Annotated in this window: 17 protein-coding genes; 10 read left to right on the top strand and 7 right to left on the bottom strand. The window is 64.0% G+C overall.

Translation table 11 applies throughout. The features are described 5' to 3' along the window. Positions 1–45 precede the first annotated feature (45 nt). From PD284_RS22495 to PD284_RS22480, 4 genes are all read right to left on the bottom strand, one after another. A complete protein-coding gene (locus PD284_RS22495; RefSeq protein WP_274630343.1) occupies positions 46–1323 on the bottom strand; it encodes a serine hydrolase domain-containing protein in 1278 nt (425 codons plus the stop codon). A gap of 138 nt (positions 1324–1461) precedes the next feature. Further along, positions 1462–2262: an SDR family oxidoreductase gene (locus PD284_RS22490; protein WP_274630342.1), complete on the bottom strand. Its 801-nt coding sequence runs from the start codon at positions 2260–2262 to the stop codon at positions 1462–1464. Positions 2263–2333: 71 nt separating this feature from the next. After that, a complete protein-coding gene (gene hdhA, locus PD284_RS22485) occupies positions 2334–3101 on the bottom strand; it encodes a 7-alpha-hydroxysteroid dehydrogenase (protein WP_274630341.1) in 768 nt (255 codons plus the stop codon). A gap of 166 nt (positions 3102–3267) precedes the next feature. Further along, entirely contained in the window at positions 3268–3864 is a 597-nt protein-coding gene (locus PD284_RS22480; protein WP_274630340.1) for a hypothetical protein, read from the bottom strand. 485 nt (positions 3865–4349) lie between these two features. Between PD284_RS22480 and PD284_RS22475 the strand changes: the two genes are divergently transcribed. From PD284_RS22475 to PD284_RS22450, 6 genes are all read left to right on the top strand, one after another. Continuing rightward, positions 4350–4943 carry a L,D-transpeptidase gene (locus PD284_RS22475; RefSeq protein WP_274630339.1) on the top strand — a complete coding sequence of 198 codons (594 nt, stop codon included), beginning with the start codon at positions 4350–4352 and terminating at the stop codon, positions 4941–4943. A 184-nt stretch (positions 4944–5127) separates the two neighbouring features. Next, positions 5128–5259 carry an ABC transporter gene (locus PD284_RS22470; protein ID WP_274630338.1) on the top strand — a complete coding sequence of 44 codons (132 nt, stop codon included), beginning with the start codon at positions 5128–5130 and terminating at the stop codon, positions 5257–5259. Positions 5260–5428: 169 nt separating this feature from the next. Beyond that, entirely contained in the window at positions 5429–5989 is a 561-nt protein-coding gene (locus PD284_RS22465) for a hypothetical protein (RefSeq protein ID WP_274630337.1), read from the top strand. Between the two features lie 170 nt (positions 5990–6159). Continuing rightward, positions 6160–6747 (top strand): protein-S-isoprenylcysteine O-methyltransferase, encoded by a 588-nt coding sequence (locus PD284_RS22460; protein ID WP_274630336.1) that lies wholly within the window; start codon positions 6160–6162, stop codon positions 6745–6747. Positions 6748–6978: 231 nt separating this feature from the next. After that, entirely contained in the window at positions 6979–7758 is a 780-nt protein-coding gene (locus PD284_RS22455) for a hypothetical protein (RefSeq protein WP_274630335.1), read from the top strand. 55 nt (positions 7759–7813) lie between these two features. Beyond that, positions 7814–8707 carry an SDR family NAD(P)-dependent oxidoreductase gene (locus PD284_RS22450; protein ID WP_274630334.1) on the top strand — a complete coding sequence of 298 codons (894 nt, stop codon included), beginning with the start codon at positions 7814–7816 and terminating at the stop codon, positions 8705–8707. A 3-nt stretch (positions 8708–8710) separates the two neighbouring features. Here the strand turns inward: PD284_RS22450 and PD284_RS22445 are convergent, their stop codons facing one another. The 3 genes from PD284_RS22445 to PD284_RS22435 are packed head-to-tail and all read right to left on the bottom strand — an operon-like array spanning position 8711 to position 10217. Beyond that, positions 8711–9184: an SRPBCC domain-containing protein gene (locus tag PD284_RS22445; protein WP_274630333.1), complete on the bottom strand. Its 474-nt coding sequence runs from the start codon at positions 9182–9184 to the stop codon at positions 8711–8713. Beyond that, positions 9181–9492, bottom strand: a complete 312-nt coding sequence (locus PD284_RS22440) for an ArsR/SmtB family transcription factor (protein WP_274630733.1) — start codon at positions 9490–9492, stop codon at positions 9181–9183. The genes PD284_RS22445 and PD284_RS22440 overlap by 4 nt, the downstream gene beginning before the upstream one ends. A gap of 44 nt (positions 9493–9536) precedes the next feature. Beyond that, positions 9537–10217 carry a glutathione S-transferase family protein gene (locus PD284_RS22435; protein WP_274630332.1) on the bottom strand — a complete coding sequence of 227 codons (681 nt, stop codon included), beginning with the start codon at positions 10215–10217 and terminating at the stop codon, positions 9537–9539. A 450-nt stretch (positions 10218–10667) separates the two neighbouring features. Here PD284_RS22435 and PD284_RS22430 point away from each other — a divergent pair, with 450 nt between their 5' ends. From PD284_RS22430 to PD284_RS22415, 4 genes are read left to right on the top strand one after another with little or no spacing between them, the layout of a single operon-like run. Then, entirely contained in the window at positions 10668–11978 is a 1311-nt protein-coding gene (locus PD284_RS22430) for an ABC transporter substrate-binding protein (RefSeq protein ID WP_274630331.1), read from the top strand. A 28-nt stretch (positions 11979–12006) separates the two neighbouring features. Beyond that, positions 12007–12933 (top strand): carbohydrate ABC transporter permease, encoded by a 927-nt coding sequence (locus PD284_RS22425; RefSeq protein ID WP_274630330.1) that lies wholly within the window; start codon positions 12007–12009, stop codon positions 12931–12933. Further along, the gene (locus PD284_RS22420; RefSeq protein ID WP_274630329.1) at positions 12930–13793 is read left to right on the top strand and encodes a carbohydrate ABC transporter permease; all 864 of its coding nucleotides are present in this window, start codon (positions 12930–12932) and stop codon (positions 13791–13793) included. Before PD284_RS22425 ends, PD284_RS22420 begins: the two co-directional genes overlap by 4 nt. 44 nt (positions 13794–13837) lie before the next feature. After that, the gene (locus tag PD284_RS22415) at positions 13838–14518 is read left to right on the top strand and encodes a GntR family transcriptional regulator (protein ID WP_274630328.1); all 681 of its coding nucleotides are present in this window, start codon (positions 13838–13840) and stop codon (positions 14516–14518) included. Positions 14519–14541 lie beyond the last annotated feature (23 nt).

Raw genomic sequence — 14541 nt, 5'->3', positions numbered from 1 at the left:
ACCGGTTTAGCAAGCTCGGCTTGGGGCGAACGGCGCTCTCCCGGATTACGGCGTTGACTTCGACGGCTGGCTATCCTTGGCCATCAGGTACTGCGCCACGGCATGGTAGGCCGGCAACGAGGTGGGATCGCTGGCGGCATTGGCTGCGACTGGATTTGAGGCGAACCTGACGATCACCATATCCGCGGCCGGATCGATCCAGATGGTCTGGCCGTGAACGCCGCGTGCGGCATAGGCACCGTGGGCGTTATTGCTGATCCACCACATGCTGCGATAGCTCCATCCCGGCAGAAGCTCGTAGCCCGCCTTGGCGAAGGCTTCGAGGCTGCCTCCTCGCCGGATGCTGGCGATTGCAGCTTGCGGCACGATTTGTTCGCCGTCCAGCCGGCCTTCATCAAGCAGGAGTTGTCCGAACCGGGCCATGTCGCGCAGCGTTGCGTTGAACCCTCCGCCGGCAAACGGGGTGCCGATGGAATCGACTGTGTAGAACGCTTCCCGCTCGACGCCGATCTTGCTCCAGATGCGCTCCGACAGAAGCGCTGCGACCGATTCCCCGGCCGTACGCGCGATCAGCCAGCCCAAAGCGTCGGAATTGACCGTCTTGTAGCCGAACGCCTCGCCGTGTCTGCCCTCCTTGCGCACGGTTTGCAGGAACTCGAAATAGCTGCGGGGGCCTTCATAGCCGGCCGGCTTCGGCAGCGGGCTGCCTGCCTGCGCATAGACCCACACCTCCGCATCCGGATCGGCATAGTCCTCGGAGAAATCGAGCGCCGTGGTCATGTCCATTACCTGGCGCACGGTGGCGTCGCCGAACGCGCTTTCCTTCAGTTCAGGGATAAGGTCGCCGACCAGGGCCTTTTCATCCAGTCTGCCTTCCGCCACCAGGATTTCGCCCAGAAGCCCCGTCAGCGACTTCGTCACCGACATGGCGCCATGCAGGTTGGTCCTGTCCAGGCAACCGGCATAGCGCTCATAGACGATGCGGCCATGATGAAGAACGATGATGCCGTCGGTGAAATTGGCGTCGAAGGCGTCCGACCAGGTCATCGTTCCGCCCCCGCCGAGCGGCATGAAGGCGACCTTGTCGATGCCGGGGTCAGGTGATTCCGGCAGCGGCCGGGCGGCATCCGGGCCTCGGGCCACACCGACTGTCGGCATCAGCTCGCGAAAGTGACAGACAGTCCAGCGCAGCTTGGGAAAGGAAAAGTAGTCCGGATCGGTGAAACGGATCGCCTTGTCGGGAGGAGGGGGAAAGCCCTGCATCCACCCTAGGGATCTAGGATCGGACGCGCGGGCGGACCAGGATTCCGACTGTTGGGCCATGGCAGAGCCTCCAAGCGTCGTTGTGGCGGCCAGGATCAAGCATGTGACGGTCCTCATCCGGATTCACTTTCCTGTTTCCACGCAGCCGGCAACTTCAGATACGCCCGGGGGCGGCGAAGCGGCGACAATTTCAATGCGTCATTCGCCGAACAACCGAACGGTCGAGCCTCCTCCGTGAACGTTGATAATCTGTCCGCTGACCCATGCGCTGGCGGGCGAGCACAGCCACAGCATCGCGTTGGCGATGTCGCGCGGCTGGCCCGTACGTCCGATCAGGTTGTCGGGATGCATCAGCTTCTCCCGCATGGCCGGATCGATCCCTGCATCGCCATAGCCTTCCGTCATCACGGTCCCGATGAGGATGGAGTTCACACGCACCTTTTTCGCAAGCATGTGCGCGATCGAGACCATCATCTGGTTGAGCGCCGCCTTGGATGTTGCGTAGGCGAGGATGTCATAGGCCGGCACGGCCGAGGAGAACGAGCCCGAATTGACGATGGCGGGGTTCCGGGCCTTGAGCAGATGCGGCAGGCAGGCCATCGACATGCGGTAGGCGCTGAGGGTGTTCAACTTGTAGGAGGTTATGAAGTCTTCCTCGGTGATTGCTGTCGGATCGTCGTGACGCCGGCCCCAGCCCACATTGTTGACGAGCGTCGATATGCCTCCGAACGCCTTCACCGTCGCCGCGACGACCGCGGCGATATCCTCGGCCTTCGTCACATCGCAGGCCATGCCGATGCAGCGGCCGCCGGTTTCGGCCTCGATCCGCTCCGCAGTTTGTGCGGCCTTGTCGCCCTGAAGGTCGGCGATCATCACCTTCGCCCCGGCCGCTGCCAGGACCTTCGCGACGCCGGCGCCGATGTTCTGCGCGCCTCCGGTCAGGATGACGCTGTGGCCATCCATGCGGAAATCCTCAAACGCGTCGAGCCGGTCAGCCATGGTCTAGCCCTTTTTCCTGGGGGATGGGCGATCGTCGCCGGGGGCGTCGAGCGCGTGCTGGCTCGCGACGGTCAGTCCAGCTCCTGCACGCCGCCGCCGGATACCGTCAGGATCTGTCCGCTGATCCAGCTGGCGGCGGCCGAGCACAGGAACAGCGCAGCGTTCGCCATGTCCTGCGGCTCGCCGAGCCGGTTGATGGGCGTGTGCGCCAGCATCTTCCTCTCGATGTCGTCATTGAGCACCGATTTCAGCGCGTCGGTGCGCGTGGCGCCAGGCGCGATGCCGTTCACGCGGATGTGCTTCGGTCCGAGGTCGAACGCGATGTTGCGCACTAGGTGGCTGGCCGCCGCCTTGGACGAGCCGTAGGAGGCCATGCGCTTGTTCTTGTTCTCGGCCGACATGGATGTGATGACGAGAATGGAGCCGCCTCCGGCTTTTTCCATTTCGGGCGTGACGAGTTGAGCCAGACGGAAAAGCGAAAAGACGTTCAGGTCGTAGGCCCGGCGGAAATCCTCCATCGGCATGTCGAAAGGCTTCGGCCCGCCGCCGCCCGCGTTGCTGACAAGGAGCGTGAGCTTGCCGAAGGCTTGCACGGTCCCGCGGACGAGCGCCGCGAGATCGCTCTCTTTGGTGACGTCGCAGGCCATTCCGTCCGCCCGTCCGCCCTTTGCCTCGATTTCCTTCGCCACGCTCGCGGCCGTCTCCGCGTGAAGATCGCTGACCATCACCGCTGCCCCGGCCGCGCCGAAGGTCTCCGCGATGGCGCGCCCGATACCCGCACCTGCTCCGGTGACCGTCGCCACATGCCCGTCGAGCCTGAAATCTTTCGGATCATACATTTCGTATCCTCCGTTCGGCGCGATCTATCGTTGCTGGAAAATGGGGCTTTGTTTCCAGTCGTCCACCCGTATCGCCACTATCAGGACCCGAAGCCCAGCCGCAGGGGCGCGGCGCGCAGCCGGCGCGCCGTGCTCCTGGGAGACGCCAAACGCTCCGACTTGTCGGTCAGGGCGCGCTCACCAGCTTGGTCGGCATTTCGAGCAGCGAGAATTCCGTATCCTCGCAACTGACGTTCGGGTTGGTGGGGCTGAACATGCCCTCAGGGTTGTCCTTGAACAGCCAGGCATGCAGGTCGTAGTGATGAAATCCCTGCGGTATGAGCGGCTCATGCCCCTCCATCGGCCCCTGGAACGGCTGGCCGAGGAGGCTCGGCCGCTCCTTGGCGGCGGCGACCGGCACCAGCCATTCTACCGCGACAAGCTGGAGCTTTCCGTCCACCGGTTCGTAGATGAGCACATTGGGCTTCATCGGGTCGGGCGGACCCTGGATCGTCAGGTTCACGAAGTGGATGCCCATGGCTCCCTTGGGGTAGTGCATGTGACCTTCCATCTTGGAGCCGTCGTAGTGCACGCAGCCCACCGTGGAGAGATACAGATCGCGCACGGCGACATAGGGATCCTTGTACTTGGCGAGCGCCTTCTGCATGGCTTCGATCTCGGCTTTCGGGACCTCGTCTGCCTGCGCCGTTCCGGCCGCAGGCCCCATGCCGATCACCGCAATCACGAACGCGACACCAAATCGAGCAACGCTGGAAATAGGCATTGTGCTCCTCCCTGGTTCTCAATGGACATTCATCCGATGGACATCGTGTTGATCGCGAGTGGCGCGGCCGCCCCCGACGCTGCCTGCCGATGAACCGACTGCGGACTTCGCAGCTTGCGCTTCATCGCGGGCAGCGGACTGTTCCAACTCGTCTCTGCCATGAACCTTCGCAATGCGCCGGGTATCGCCCGCTACCGGCTTTCCGATCAGGCTCGGTCGTCGAAAGCCACGCCCTGACCCGGACCGCGAAGGTCCGTGCTGAGCGTGCTCCCAAAGCCGGGCGTTGACAAGTGTGGACGCCCGCAGCCGAGGCGTGTCTCGGGGGATCGAATCGCAGGTGGACGTTTGCAACAGGCGAAACGCAGGCGCATGCGCTAAGGAGTCTCGACCTCAATATTGCAACAGCAGGGTTGTGCGAGGCTTGGCCTGCGATTGCTTGGATGTTATGAGAAGCCGTTACATCCTAATCAGGTCAGAGTGGGCGGATGAGCAAAGACAAGATTGCGCGCCGAGGGTTTATACTGGGTGGAGTGGCCGTCTTTGCTTATGGGTGCACGCCCATGACGCAAATGGCCGGGCCGCCCGGGGCCGCCGCCCGAGCCTTTGCCAGCGTTGATCCGCGCTACCGCAGGCGGCGGGTGCGATACGACGGCGGCGATGCGCCGGGGACGATCGTCGTCGATACCAACGAACGCTACCTTTACTATGTCGAGGGCGACGGTTGGGCGACACGCTATGGCGTGGGCGTCGGCGAGGAGGGCCGCACCCTGAGGGGCCAGGTCTCTGTAGGCCGCAAGGCCGAATGGCCGTCATGGACGCCCACGGCGAACATGATGAGAGAGAAGCCGCGGCTGGTGCAATATGCCGGCGGGGTGGAGGGCGGGCCGAACAACCCGCTCGGAGCGCGCGCCCTGTACCTCTACAAGGGCGGACAGGACACCATGTTTCGGCTGCACGGTACGAATGAGCCGTGGACGATCGGACATGCCGTGTCGAGCGGTTGTATCCGCCTCACCAACGACGACATCATCAACCTTTATGAGCGGACGCCGGTGGGCGCCACGGTGATCGTCGTCTGACGCGCCGAAGGCAGGCCATATCTGTGATCGAATGGCAACGCAAGTTAACCCTAACCCCGCATATCAACTCATATTCGTATCCGGCAATGAATTGTGTCCTTGTTGCACTAGGCTCTGACGCAATTCGCGGTTATCAATGCCCGTGTACTTTCAAGCCTATTCGCCTCTGGGGAAAGGATTGACTATGACAAGAGTAATCGTAGCGGTTGTTGCCTTGATTTCTGTTGCCGGTCTGAGCGCCTGTGGAACAGTCGGCAAGGGTAAAGGCAAGGCTCCGCCGCCCGTGGCCGAAGAACCGGCTCCGGTCTACAAGTAACGACTGACATACCGTCTTTTTGGGGGATGCGATTTCCCGATCCATCCCCCAATTCGACTGACGGTCCAGTGAGGAATGGCTCCGTGCGTTGCGGTCGGACGATCGCTTTGCAGTGGGGTTTGGTCGCGAAGGCTCTTCGTTGACCGGGCTTCGAGGAACGGAGGGCGGAATGGCGCTTGTCATTGGCCGATGCCTATTGGTGGCCCTGCTTGGAGCATGGGTGGCTGGGTGCGTGTCCGAGGATTTGGCTCCCCAGCCCAAGTTCGTGTCCAATCGCGGTGCGACCAAAGCAGCGGACCGCTATTTCATTGAGTTTCGCTCGCGCTATGCGCTGAGCTACGGCCATTCCTATGTGGTTTTCGGCCAGCTGAACAAGGCGGGCGCGATGGTTTCGCCCGAGGTCGCCGGACGGCATCCCGCCTCGGACAGCGAGGTTCCCTACGTGCTCGGCCACTTCATGCCGGTGGCTGCCGAGACCGGATGGAGCGATGGCGACCTTGAAGAGCAATACAGGTCGGCTAGCTGGCGCGTCATGCTGAGCGAGCCCGAATACAGGAAGGCCGTCGCCGACATTCGACGGCTGCAGAAGAGTTCGAAGGTCTGGCACGCAAGTCTCGCCAACTGCAATGAATTCGTCGCCGACGTGGCGCGCTCCATGGGCTACAAGACGCCGGGCCCGTGGCTTCGGCCGCAGCAGTTCATCACCAAGCTGCGCGAGATGAACACATAATCGCATCCTGCGGTGGGATCTCAGGCGCCCAGATGCGTTCGGGCGCTGGTTCCCATGGTGCTGCTGCGCTATGCTCGCCGCGTTGAAAAGAGCGATGAGCGGCGGAGCGCTGATCTGGCGGCGAGGGATGTCGCTGGATCGCGGATACGAGCCGATCGCCCGGAGTGCGCATGACGGTGGCTGTGGTTGGTGAGATCGTCTGGGTGATCGGCATTGTAGCCTGGTACATCATCCGGTATCCTTTCGAGCGTCGAGCCAAGCGCGTGCGGGTCGTCAGCAACAGGCGCTCCCTTTCGGAGGCGATAGGGCTGGGCGCAGCACTCTTCGGATTGGCGATCCTGCCTGGCATCTATCTTGCGACCGGATTCCCGGCGGGGGCGGATCGTCCTACCCATGCGCTGGCGATCGTTCTGGGAGCCATCATCTTCGCCGCGGCGCTATGGGTTTTCCGCCGGTCCCACAAGGCTCTCGGGAGAAACTGGTCGATCACGCTGGAGATTCGCGACCGGCATGAACTGGTCTGCACCGGGCCGTACGCCCTGGTCCGCCATCCAATGTACACATCCTTCCTTCTGATGGGCGTCGGCCAGGCGTTCCTGGTGCCGAACTGGATCGCCGGTCTGGCGGGCCTGGCTGGTTTTGCGGTGCTGTTCGCGTTGCGGGTTCGCGAGGAGGAGCGCATGATGCTGGAGATTTTCGGGCCCCAGTACCTCAGCTACATGGAGAGGACAAAACGGCTTCTCCCCCATCTCTACTAGGACCCGTCATGATCGTTGGATGGAGACTGCGTTGAGTGGCGAAGAGACGAGTGCCGGGAGGCGAGCGAGGGTCCGCAGGCATACCGGTAAGCTCACGGCCGCTGCTGGCGTCCATCGCCGCCCGATCCGAATGCCGGCGCCGCCGCTGATCGACCGAAGGCGCGCAGGTTGGCGCGGGACCGCCCGCGGTGCGTTCCCGGCCAACGTCGCTAGCCGGTTTTAGGTCATTCGATGCGAGGCCGCGCCATCAAGCTGTCGACGCCGCGGCGTCTGGTCGGCGATCTCATGAAGTTCTCGATCGGCGTGCCGCGGATCACCGTGCAGCGCCGGATGAACATCGCGCCGCTGCTGCGGGCAAGGACGATGTCGCCCGCCAGGCCATCGTGGACCGCCATTTTCCTCAAGGGCTACGCCCTGCTTTCGCAGGAGACCCCGGAATTGCGCCGCGCCTATGTGAAGTTGCCCCGGCCGCAGCTCTACGAGTTTCCCCTCAGTGTGGCCTCGATTGCGCATGAACGCGAGCACGAGGGCGAGCGGGCCGTCCTGCTCAGCACCATCAAGGGTCCGGAGCGCCGCCCCATCGAAGGGATCGACACCCTCATCCAGACAGCGCGGTCGCGCCCGGTTCTCGAGATCAAGGAGTTCCGGCGGGCGCTGTCGCTTGCCCGCGTTCCCGCGCCGGTGCGGCACTTGCTGATGTGGCTGGGGCTGAACATCGGGCGGCAGCGGGCAAACTACTTCGGCACTTTCCAGCTTTCGGTGTACTCGGGTCTGGGGGCGGAGTCGCTCAACCCTCTCACGCCGCTGACCACCCTCTTCAACTACGGCCCCATCGCGGAGGACGGCTCGGTGACGGTGCGCATCCACTATGACCACCGGGTGATGGATGGCGCAAACGTCGCGCGTGCATTGGTGAGATTTGAGGAGATACTCAACGGCGCTGTTGCGGAGGAAGTGGCGCAACTGGCAGAAGACGCGAGCGTTTCCGGCATGCGATCCGATGTCGGGTAACCTTGGCGTCCGCGCGCCCGTGGAAGGTGAGTGGATTGAAGGCAGGAACAGCGCCATGACCCTTCACGATGAAGGCCGACCGGCCGTGGTGGTGACCGGCGCGTCGGAGGGGATCGGGAGATCGATAGCGAGGGTGGCCGCGCGCGAGGGCGCAGCCGTCGTTCTCATCGCGCGTTCCCCGGCTGGGCTCGCTTCGGCAGCCTCGGAGGTTCGCGAAGCCGGCAGCGAGGCCTTCACGCTCGAGTTGGATCTGCTGGACGCCGACGCAACGGCGCGCATCGACGACTTCCTGTCCGGGCACAAGCTGTTCTGCGACGTCCTCGTCAACAGCGCAGGCTTGGGTTTGAGGGGCGCGGCGACGGCGCTGCCGATCGAGGATCAGCTCGGCATCATCGATGTCAACATACGCGCGCTGAGCGGACTGACCCTCCATTTCCTGCCGGGAATGGTGGCGCGCAAGCGCGGCGGGGTCCTCAATCTCAGCTCCATCGCCGGTTTCGTTCCCGGGCCCTACATGACCCTTTACTACGCCAGCAAGAGCTTCGTGCTCTCGTTCTCCCAGAGCCTGCATGAGGAACTGCGCCTGACCGGGGTGACCGTCACCTGCGTGACGCCCGGGCCGGTGGAAACGGGCTTTCTCGAAAGCTCGGGCGCCGGACGGACATCCCTCTTCAGCATGCTGCCCAAGCTGGGCGCCGACGAGGTGGCTGAGCGCGCGTGGCGCGGCTTCAGGTCGCGTCGGCGCTTGGTGGTGCCGGGCATGTCCGCCCGGCTGGCGATCCTTCTTGCGTCGCTGATGCCCTCGGTCGTGACCTTGCCGTTCATCGGAAAGCTACAGCGCAGCGGCAATGACCCTTGCCCGTGCGGTTCGGGAAAGCGATACAAGAGGTGCTGCGGCGCAAATCGGACGCCGCGGCGGACCGGCGGTCCCTGGCGAACCTTGTCCTGATCCTCAATGCTGGGCGGAGCGCTGCTGCTCCATGACGGCGACCAGTCGCTCGAAGCCGATCTCCGTTCCGGCAGCCCGTGCGGCGGGGTCGCCGTCCGCATCGAGGAAGACGGCCTGCTCGGTGAATGTCATGGTCGACTGTGCGCCCTTGGCGGCAAATTCCACGGTCGCCAGCGACGTCGAGAGGCAGCGGGAATCGAGCGTCATCTCGTAGGCATAGATGATGCGCGCGCCGGGCACGATTTCGAAGTAGTGGGCGCGGAACCCGCGCTGCTCGCCATCCGGCGTCCGCCACCGCGCCACCTCCGACCCGCCCATGCGGAAATCGAAGCTGGCCTCGACCGTCGCCCAATCCGGGTGGCAGCTGTTCCAGCTGCGCTTCAGATCGATTTCCGACCAGAAGCGGAATGCGTGGCGCGGGCTGCCGGGCAGATCGCGCACGATGGTGAAGGTCGCGTGGTTCGCCGATAGGTTCATTGTCCCTCCTCCTCCGGAAGTTCGGCCATTGCCTGCGCCAGCCGGTCGAATGCCTGGTTGAGGGCAGTCTCTCTCTGCCGCACCCAGTCGCCTATTAGTCTGAGCGCGTCTTGCTGCATGCGATAGGTCCTGACCCGCCCGACCTTTTCTGACAGTACGATGCCGCCCTCTTCGAGCACCTTGAGGTGCTTGAGGGCGGAGGGCAGGGCGAGGTGGATCGGGCCGGCCAGTTCCTTCACCGAGGCCGGGCCGCGGCTCAGCCGTTCGACCATGCCTCTGCGGTGCGGATCAGACAGGGCCTGGAACATCCGGTCGAACTGCTGCTGCGAGGGCAAATCGTCGTCCTCCCCGGTCAGATCGAAAGGTAGCGTTCCGGCATGGCGTCCCGGTAGGGAAACATGCCGAAGAACGGGCGAGCTTCGCCGATCGCCCGCTTGACGGAAGGTCGCTCGAGGAGCCGATCCAGATAGGCCTGCAGGTGGGCTTGATCGCTGGCGAAGGGATGGACGATGGAGGCGAAGAAGAGGGCTGACGCCGCGGCGCAATCCGCCAAGGTGAAATCGTCGCCGGTCGCCCAGCGTCTCCCGGAAAGTTGGCCGTCGATCATCGCGTAGGCCGTGTCCAGCGCGGCGTGTGCCTCGGCGACGCCGTAGGGGTCGCGGCTGCCCTCCGGCCGGATGCGGTCGGTGACGATCTTCTGCATGGGCACGCTCACATAGAGATCAAAGAACCGATCCCACAGTCGCGCCTGCAGGCAGGCTTCCTCGTCGGAGGGCAGCATCGGTGAGGGGCCGGGATAATGCTGCTGGAGATATTCGATGATGATGCTGGTTTCGGGGATCGTGCGCCTGGCATCTGCATCATGGAGCACCGGGATCTTGCCGACGGGCCATCGTTCGAGAAGCGCAGCGGCAGAGCCGGGATGGCCAAAATCGACGGTTACCGAACGGAATTCCGTCGCGTTCTCGTAAAGCGCGATCAGCGCCTTGTGGCAGAACGAGGCCAGCGGATGGATGTACAGGGTCAACGACATGGCGTCTGCGCGAGAAAAGTTTCACCAATGGATAACTGTTACCAGCGCGCGGTCGTGGTTGCAACAGATAGTTTCCTTATCCGGAAACTATCTGTTGTCTTGAACGCTCGCGTCTTGCCGCTGGCGTCGGGCGCGGCAATGCGACGAACGCGTCGCGCCGCGGTTGATGGTTGATGATCTTTTCGCTCATCAGGTGCGTTGAAGGACCAAATTCGGGGCGTTCTGGCGCGAAATTCGTTTGATTTCGAATAAAATCGCCCTTCTGGGCCTGTTGACTCTCCGCTAGTCCCTCTCTAAGCGTTTGGCCATTCTACATTGTGCATTCCGCATTCTATAGAATATAGGTCGGATCGCCACATCAAGCGCGGATCGAATCGCAGCGTGGCGTGTTCAGTTTCGGAGGAACCGTTGAGAATAATTCAGAGAACTTCGACGTCGCGGCGTGCGCTCATGGCTGCCGCTCTATCCGTCACGGCGGCCGCCGCGCTGCCGGCATCGCTTGCATATGGCCAGGACGGGGTTGGCACCGCCGAGAACCCGGTGGAGATCAACGTCATTGCCAACGAGGCCTTCGCCAGCGCTATCCAGGCCACGGAAGTGGTCGAGTTCAACAAGCACTATCCGCATATCAAGGTGACGGTCGACGGCGTTCCGTACGTCGAGCTGCTCGCCAAGAGCATGCTCGATGCGACCGGTGGCTCGCCCACCTACGACGTGCTCATCGTCGACGATCCGTGGGTCCCGCAGCTCGCCGAGATCGGCGCCCTGCTCGACCTGAAGAGCGCCGACGTCGCCGGTTGGACCGCCGCCGACTATGACTGGGACGACTTCAACAGCGCGCCCCTCGCGGCCGCCGAGTGGAAGGGCGTCCAGTATGGCGTGCCGCTGCGCGCAAACATGCTGATGATGTTCTACAACCGCACCCTCTACGAGAAGGCCGGCGTGCCTGAGCCGACCCCGGCCCTGACCTGGACCCAGTTCATGGAGCAGGCCCCCAAGCTGGTGCAGGACACCAATGCCGACGGCAAGACCGACGCCTGGGCGGTCGACACCTATTTCGTGCGCGAGCCGCTGACCCCGACAATCTGGCAGGCGATCTACAACGCCAACGGCGGCAAGATGTACGACGCCGACGGCAAGCCCGCCTTCAACAACGAGGCCGGCGTGGCCGCCCTGCAGACCCACAAGGACCTGCTGAACTTCGCCCCTCCCGGCTCGCTCGCCCACGGCTACACCGAGTCGATGCAGTCGTTCCGCCAGGGCACCGTCGCCAGCATGTTCCAGTGGGGTAGCGTGTACCGCGCGTCTGCGGTTGACCCGAAGTCGACCACACTCAAGCCAGAACAGGTCGGAATCCAGGTCATGCCAGCCGGTTCGGCCAGCGCCGGTACCCACCGCGGCATCTGGAGTGGCGCGGTCAGCGCCAAGAGCGAGAAGCAGCAGGCGGCCTGGACTTTCCTGCAGTGGCTGAGCTCGAAGGAAGGCGAAACCTTCCGCGCCAACGCGTTGGGCACCTTCCCGTCGCGCAAGTCCACGCTCGCAGCCAAACAGGAAAGCGCTTGGCTCGAGCCCGTCTTCGCCAGCGTGCAGCAGGCCTATGACGTCGCTGCCCCCGGCGAGATGTGGCGCCTGCGCCACCCGCGCTCGGATGCCGCCCAGCAGGTCCTCGCCGACGAGATCGGTCGTGCGATGGCCGGCAACGTGACGCCTGCCGAGGCGCTGCAGGCCGCGTCCGACAAGATCGCGAAGACCCTGAACTGACCCGCGTCGGGATAGGCGGAGACTTGCCATGACCACCGAACTTGCCATCGGGGCGCGCGCCGCGCGTCCCCGCCGATCCGGCTGGCTGGCCGATTTCGCATCGCGCTGGACCTTTATGCTGCCGGCAACGGTCATCCTCATGGCGGTCCTCGCCTATCCCATTTTCTACACGATCGAGATCAGCTTCTCGCGCTTCGACCTGGCTACCTTCAGCGCAGTCGAATGGGTCGGCTGGGAGAACTACCGGCATGTGCTGGAAGACTACCGCTTTTGGGAATCCATGAAGGTGACGCTCGTCTACCTGGTCTTCGCGCTGCCGCTTCAGATCGTGCTAGGCTTTGGCATCGCTTTTCTCATCAATGCCGAATGGCGCGCACGCGGCCTCGTCCGCGCCCTGTTCATCATCCCAATGGTCGTCGCTCCCGTCGTCGCGGGCGGCGTCTGGCGGATGCTTCTGGATCCGCTATGGGGAATGATGAACTACGTCCTGGGGCTGGTCGGAATCGGCCCGCTGGACTGGTTTGGCGATCCGAATCTCGCCATGGCCGCCATCGTCATCATCGACACCTGGCGCTGGACGCCGTTCGTCGTCCTGATCGCTACTGCCGCACTCCTGGCCTTGCCCAAGGATGTCTTCGAGGCCGCCGAGATCGACGGCGCTGGCTGGTGGTCGACGCTCTGGCACGTCGCGCTGCCGCTCCTGGTGCCGATCATCGCAGCCACCTTCATCATCCGCTGGTTGGGCGCCGTGAAGATGTTCGACATCGCGCTCGCCGCCACTTATGGCGGACCGGGCGGCGCCACCAACGTCGTCAACCTGTTCATTTACGAGGAAGCGTTCCGCTCGCTGCGCTTCGCCGAATCGGCCGCGATGGCGGTCGTCGTCCTCGTCATCACCATGGTCCTCACCGCCATTTTCCTGCGCGGCAGCCGCAAGCTGGAGGAACTTTATTGACCGCCGTCACGCTCCAGCCGGCCCGCCGCCGGCGCAAGATCAAGATCGGCCGCCATGTCCGCGTGGCGCTCGGCGTCCTCGCCTGCGCGATCTTCCTGTTCCCCATCCTTTGGATGGTCGTCACCTCGTTCAAGGACCAGCGCGACATCTTCACCTCGCCGCCGGTTCTGTTCTTCACGCCGACCATCGAGCACTATGTCACCTACCTGCAACGGCCGGATATCCAGCGCCGGCTGATCAACACGGTCATCGTCGCCATCGGTTCCGGCGTCCTGTCGATCATCGCCGGCTCGATGGCAGGCTACGCGCTCGCCCGCATCCGCCTGCGCGGTGCGGGTGCGATCGGCGCGCTGATCCTGCTGTCGCGCGGCGTGCCGCCGATCGCGCTCGCCGTGCCGATGTTCCTCGTCGCCCGCAGCCTCGGCATCACTGATCAGCACATCACGCTGATCCTTGCCTACTGTACCTTTCTCATCCCCTATGTGATGTGGCTGATGCGCGGCTTCTTCCTCGCCCTGCCGAAGGAACTCGAGGAATCGGCCATGCTCGACGGTTGCAGCCGCTTCGGCGCCTTCTTCAAGATCATCGTGCCGATCTCGCTGCCCGGCATCATGTCGACGCTCATCTTCAGCATGATCCTTGCCTGGGAGGAACTGCTGTTCGCCCTTGTGTTGACGAACCGCAATGCCTCGACCATTCCTGTCGCCATCCAGGGCATCGCCGGCGACACGATCAACGGTGCCAACTGGGCCGCCCTGACGGCGGTGGGGACGATCACCGTTCTTCCAGTCGCGGTCTTTGCGCTGCTCGTCCAGAAATGGCTCATCCAGGGCCTCGCTGACGGCGCGACCAAGGGATGAGTGCGGAGGGCCGAACGGTGGCGCGAGGGGGAGGGGTCGTCGCAATGGCGCAACCGCACGTCTATCTGACCAAATCCGATGTGGCGCGGCGCCACATCCAGGGCATGATCCTGTCGGGCGCCGTGCGCTCCGGCGACCGCATCACGACGCGGGAGGTCTCCGAGGCGCTCGGCATCAGCGAGACGCCGATCCGCGAGGCGATCCGCAGCCTCGCCTCGGAAGGCTGGCTCGAGGTGCAGACGCATGTCGGCGCCGTGGTCGCCCGCTTCGGCGGCGAGCAGGTGCAGGAGATCTACGCCTTGCGCGGTCTCATCGGCGGGCTGGCGATCGAGTTTGGCGGCCCGTTCTACGACGCGGCGCGGTTGGCCAATATCGACGCCAACATCGAGGCCGCCGAGGTGGCCGTGGCGAACAGTGACGTCGAGCTCTATGCAAAGCTCAACAACGAGTTCCACGTCCTGCTTTGCGATACGCCTGCCTCGCAATGGTGCTTCAAGATACTGGTGAACCTGCGTGCGCAGACCTCGATCCAGCAGGGGTTCGCGGCGGTTCCGGCGCGGCTGCCGGGATCGCTTGCCGAGCACCGGCTGATCCGCGACGCGATCCGGCAGCAGGACTTCGGGCGCGCCGCCGAACTGGTCAAGCAACATGAGCACGCCGCCGGCGCGGCGCTCATCAACGCGCTGACAGCAGCGCGGGACGCCTTCGTGGAGGCCACGGAGTGAAGTTCCAGGCGTGCCGGCAGGTT

It is taken from the genome of Mesorhizobium shangrilense (genome assembly GCF_028826155.1).
Lineage (GTDB): Bacteria > Pseudomonadota > Alphaproteobacteria > Rhizobiales > Rhizobiaceae > Arvimicrobium > Arvimicrobium flavum.
Note: the sequence above shows the minus strand (reverse complement) of the source record. Positions and strands in the feature narration are given on the sequence as shown.

Excerpts from the sequence above, each read along its gene's own strand:
- PD284_RS22415 (WP_274630328.1), top strand. The coding sequence starts at position 13,838 with ATGGCGCAACCGCACGTCTATCTGACCAAATCCGATGTGGCGCGGCGC.
- PD284_RS22490 (WP_274630342.1), bottom strand. The coding sequence starts at position 2,262 with ATGGCTGACCGGCTCGACGCGTTTGAGGATTTCCGCATGGATGGCCAC.
- PD284_RS22440 (WP_274630733.1), bottom strand. The coding sequence starts at position 9,492 with ATGTTCCAGGCCCTGTCTGATCCGCACCGCAGAGGCATGGTCGAACGG.
- PD284_RS22450 (WP_274630334.1), top strand. The coding sequence starts at position 7,814 with ATGACCCTTCACGATGAAGGCCGACCGGCCGTGGTGGTGACCGGCGCG.
- hdhA (WP_274630341.1), bottom strand. The coding sequence starts at position 3,101 with ATGTATGATCCGAAAGATTTCAGGCTCGACGGGCATGTGGCGACGGTC.
- PD284_RS22470 (WP_274630338.1), top strand. The coding sequence starts at position 5,128 with ATGACAAGAGTAATCGTAGCGGTTGTTGCCTTGATTTCTGTTGCCGGT.
- PD284_RS22425 (WP_274630330.1), top strand. The coding sequence starts at position 12,007 with ATGACCACCGAACTTGCCATCGGGGCGCGCGCCGCGCGTCCCCGCCGA.
- PD284_RS22435 (WP_274630332.1), bottom strand. The coding sequence starts at position 10,217 with ATGTCGTTGACCCTGTACATCCATCCGCTGGCCTCGTTCTGCCACAAG.
- PD284_RS22445 (WP_274630333.1), bottom strand. The coding sequence starts at position 9,184 with ATGAACCTATCGGCGAACCACGCGACCTTCACCATCGTGCGCGATCTG.
- PD284_RS22460 (WP_274630336.1), top strand. The coding sequence starts at position 6,160 with ATGACGGTGGCTGTGGTTGGTGAGATCGTCTGGGTGATCGGCATTGTA.
- PD284_RS22480 (WP_274630340.1), bottom strand. The coding sequence starts at position 3,864 with ATGCCTATTTCCAGCGTTGCTCGATTTGGTGTCGCGTTCGTGATTGCG.
- PD284_RS22455 (WP_274630335.1), top strand. The coding sequence starts at position 6,979 with ATGCGAGGCCGCGCCATCAAGCTGTCGACGCCGCGGCGTCTGGTCGGC.
- PD284_RS22465 (WP_274630337.1), top strand. The coding sequence starts at position 5,429 with ATGGCGCTTGTCATTGGCCGATGCCTATTGGTGGCCCTGCTTGGAGCA.
- PD284_RS22430 (WP_274630331.1), top strand. The coding sequence starts at position 10,668 with ATGGCTGCCGCTCTATCCGTCACGGCGGCCGCCGCGCTGCCGGCATCG.
- PD284_RS22475 (WP_274630339.1), top strand. The coding sequence starts at position 4,350 with ATGAGCAAAGACAAGATTGCGCGCCGAGGGTTTATACTGGGTGGAGTG.
- PD284_RS22495 (WP_274630343.1), bottom strand. The coding sequence starts at position 1,323 with ATGGCCCAACAGTCGGAATCCTGGTCCGCCCGCGCGTCCGATCCTAGA.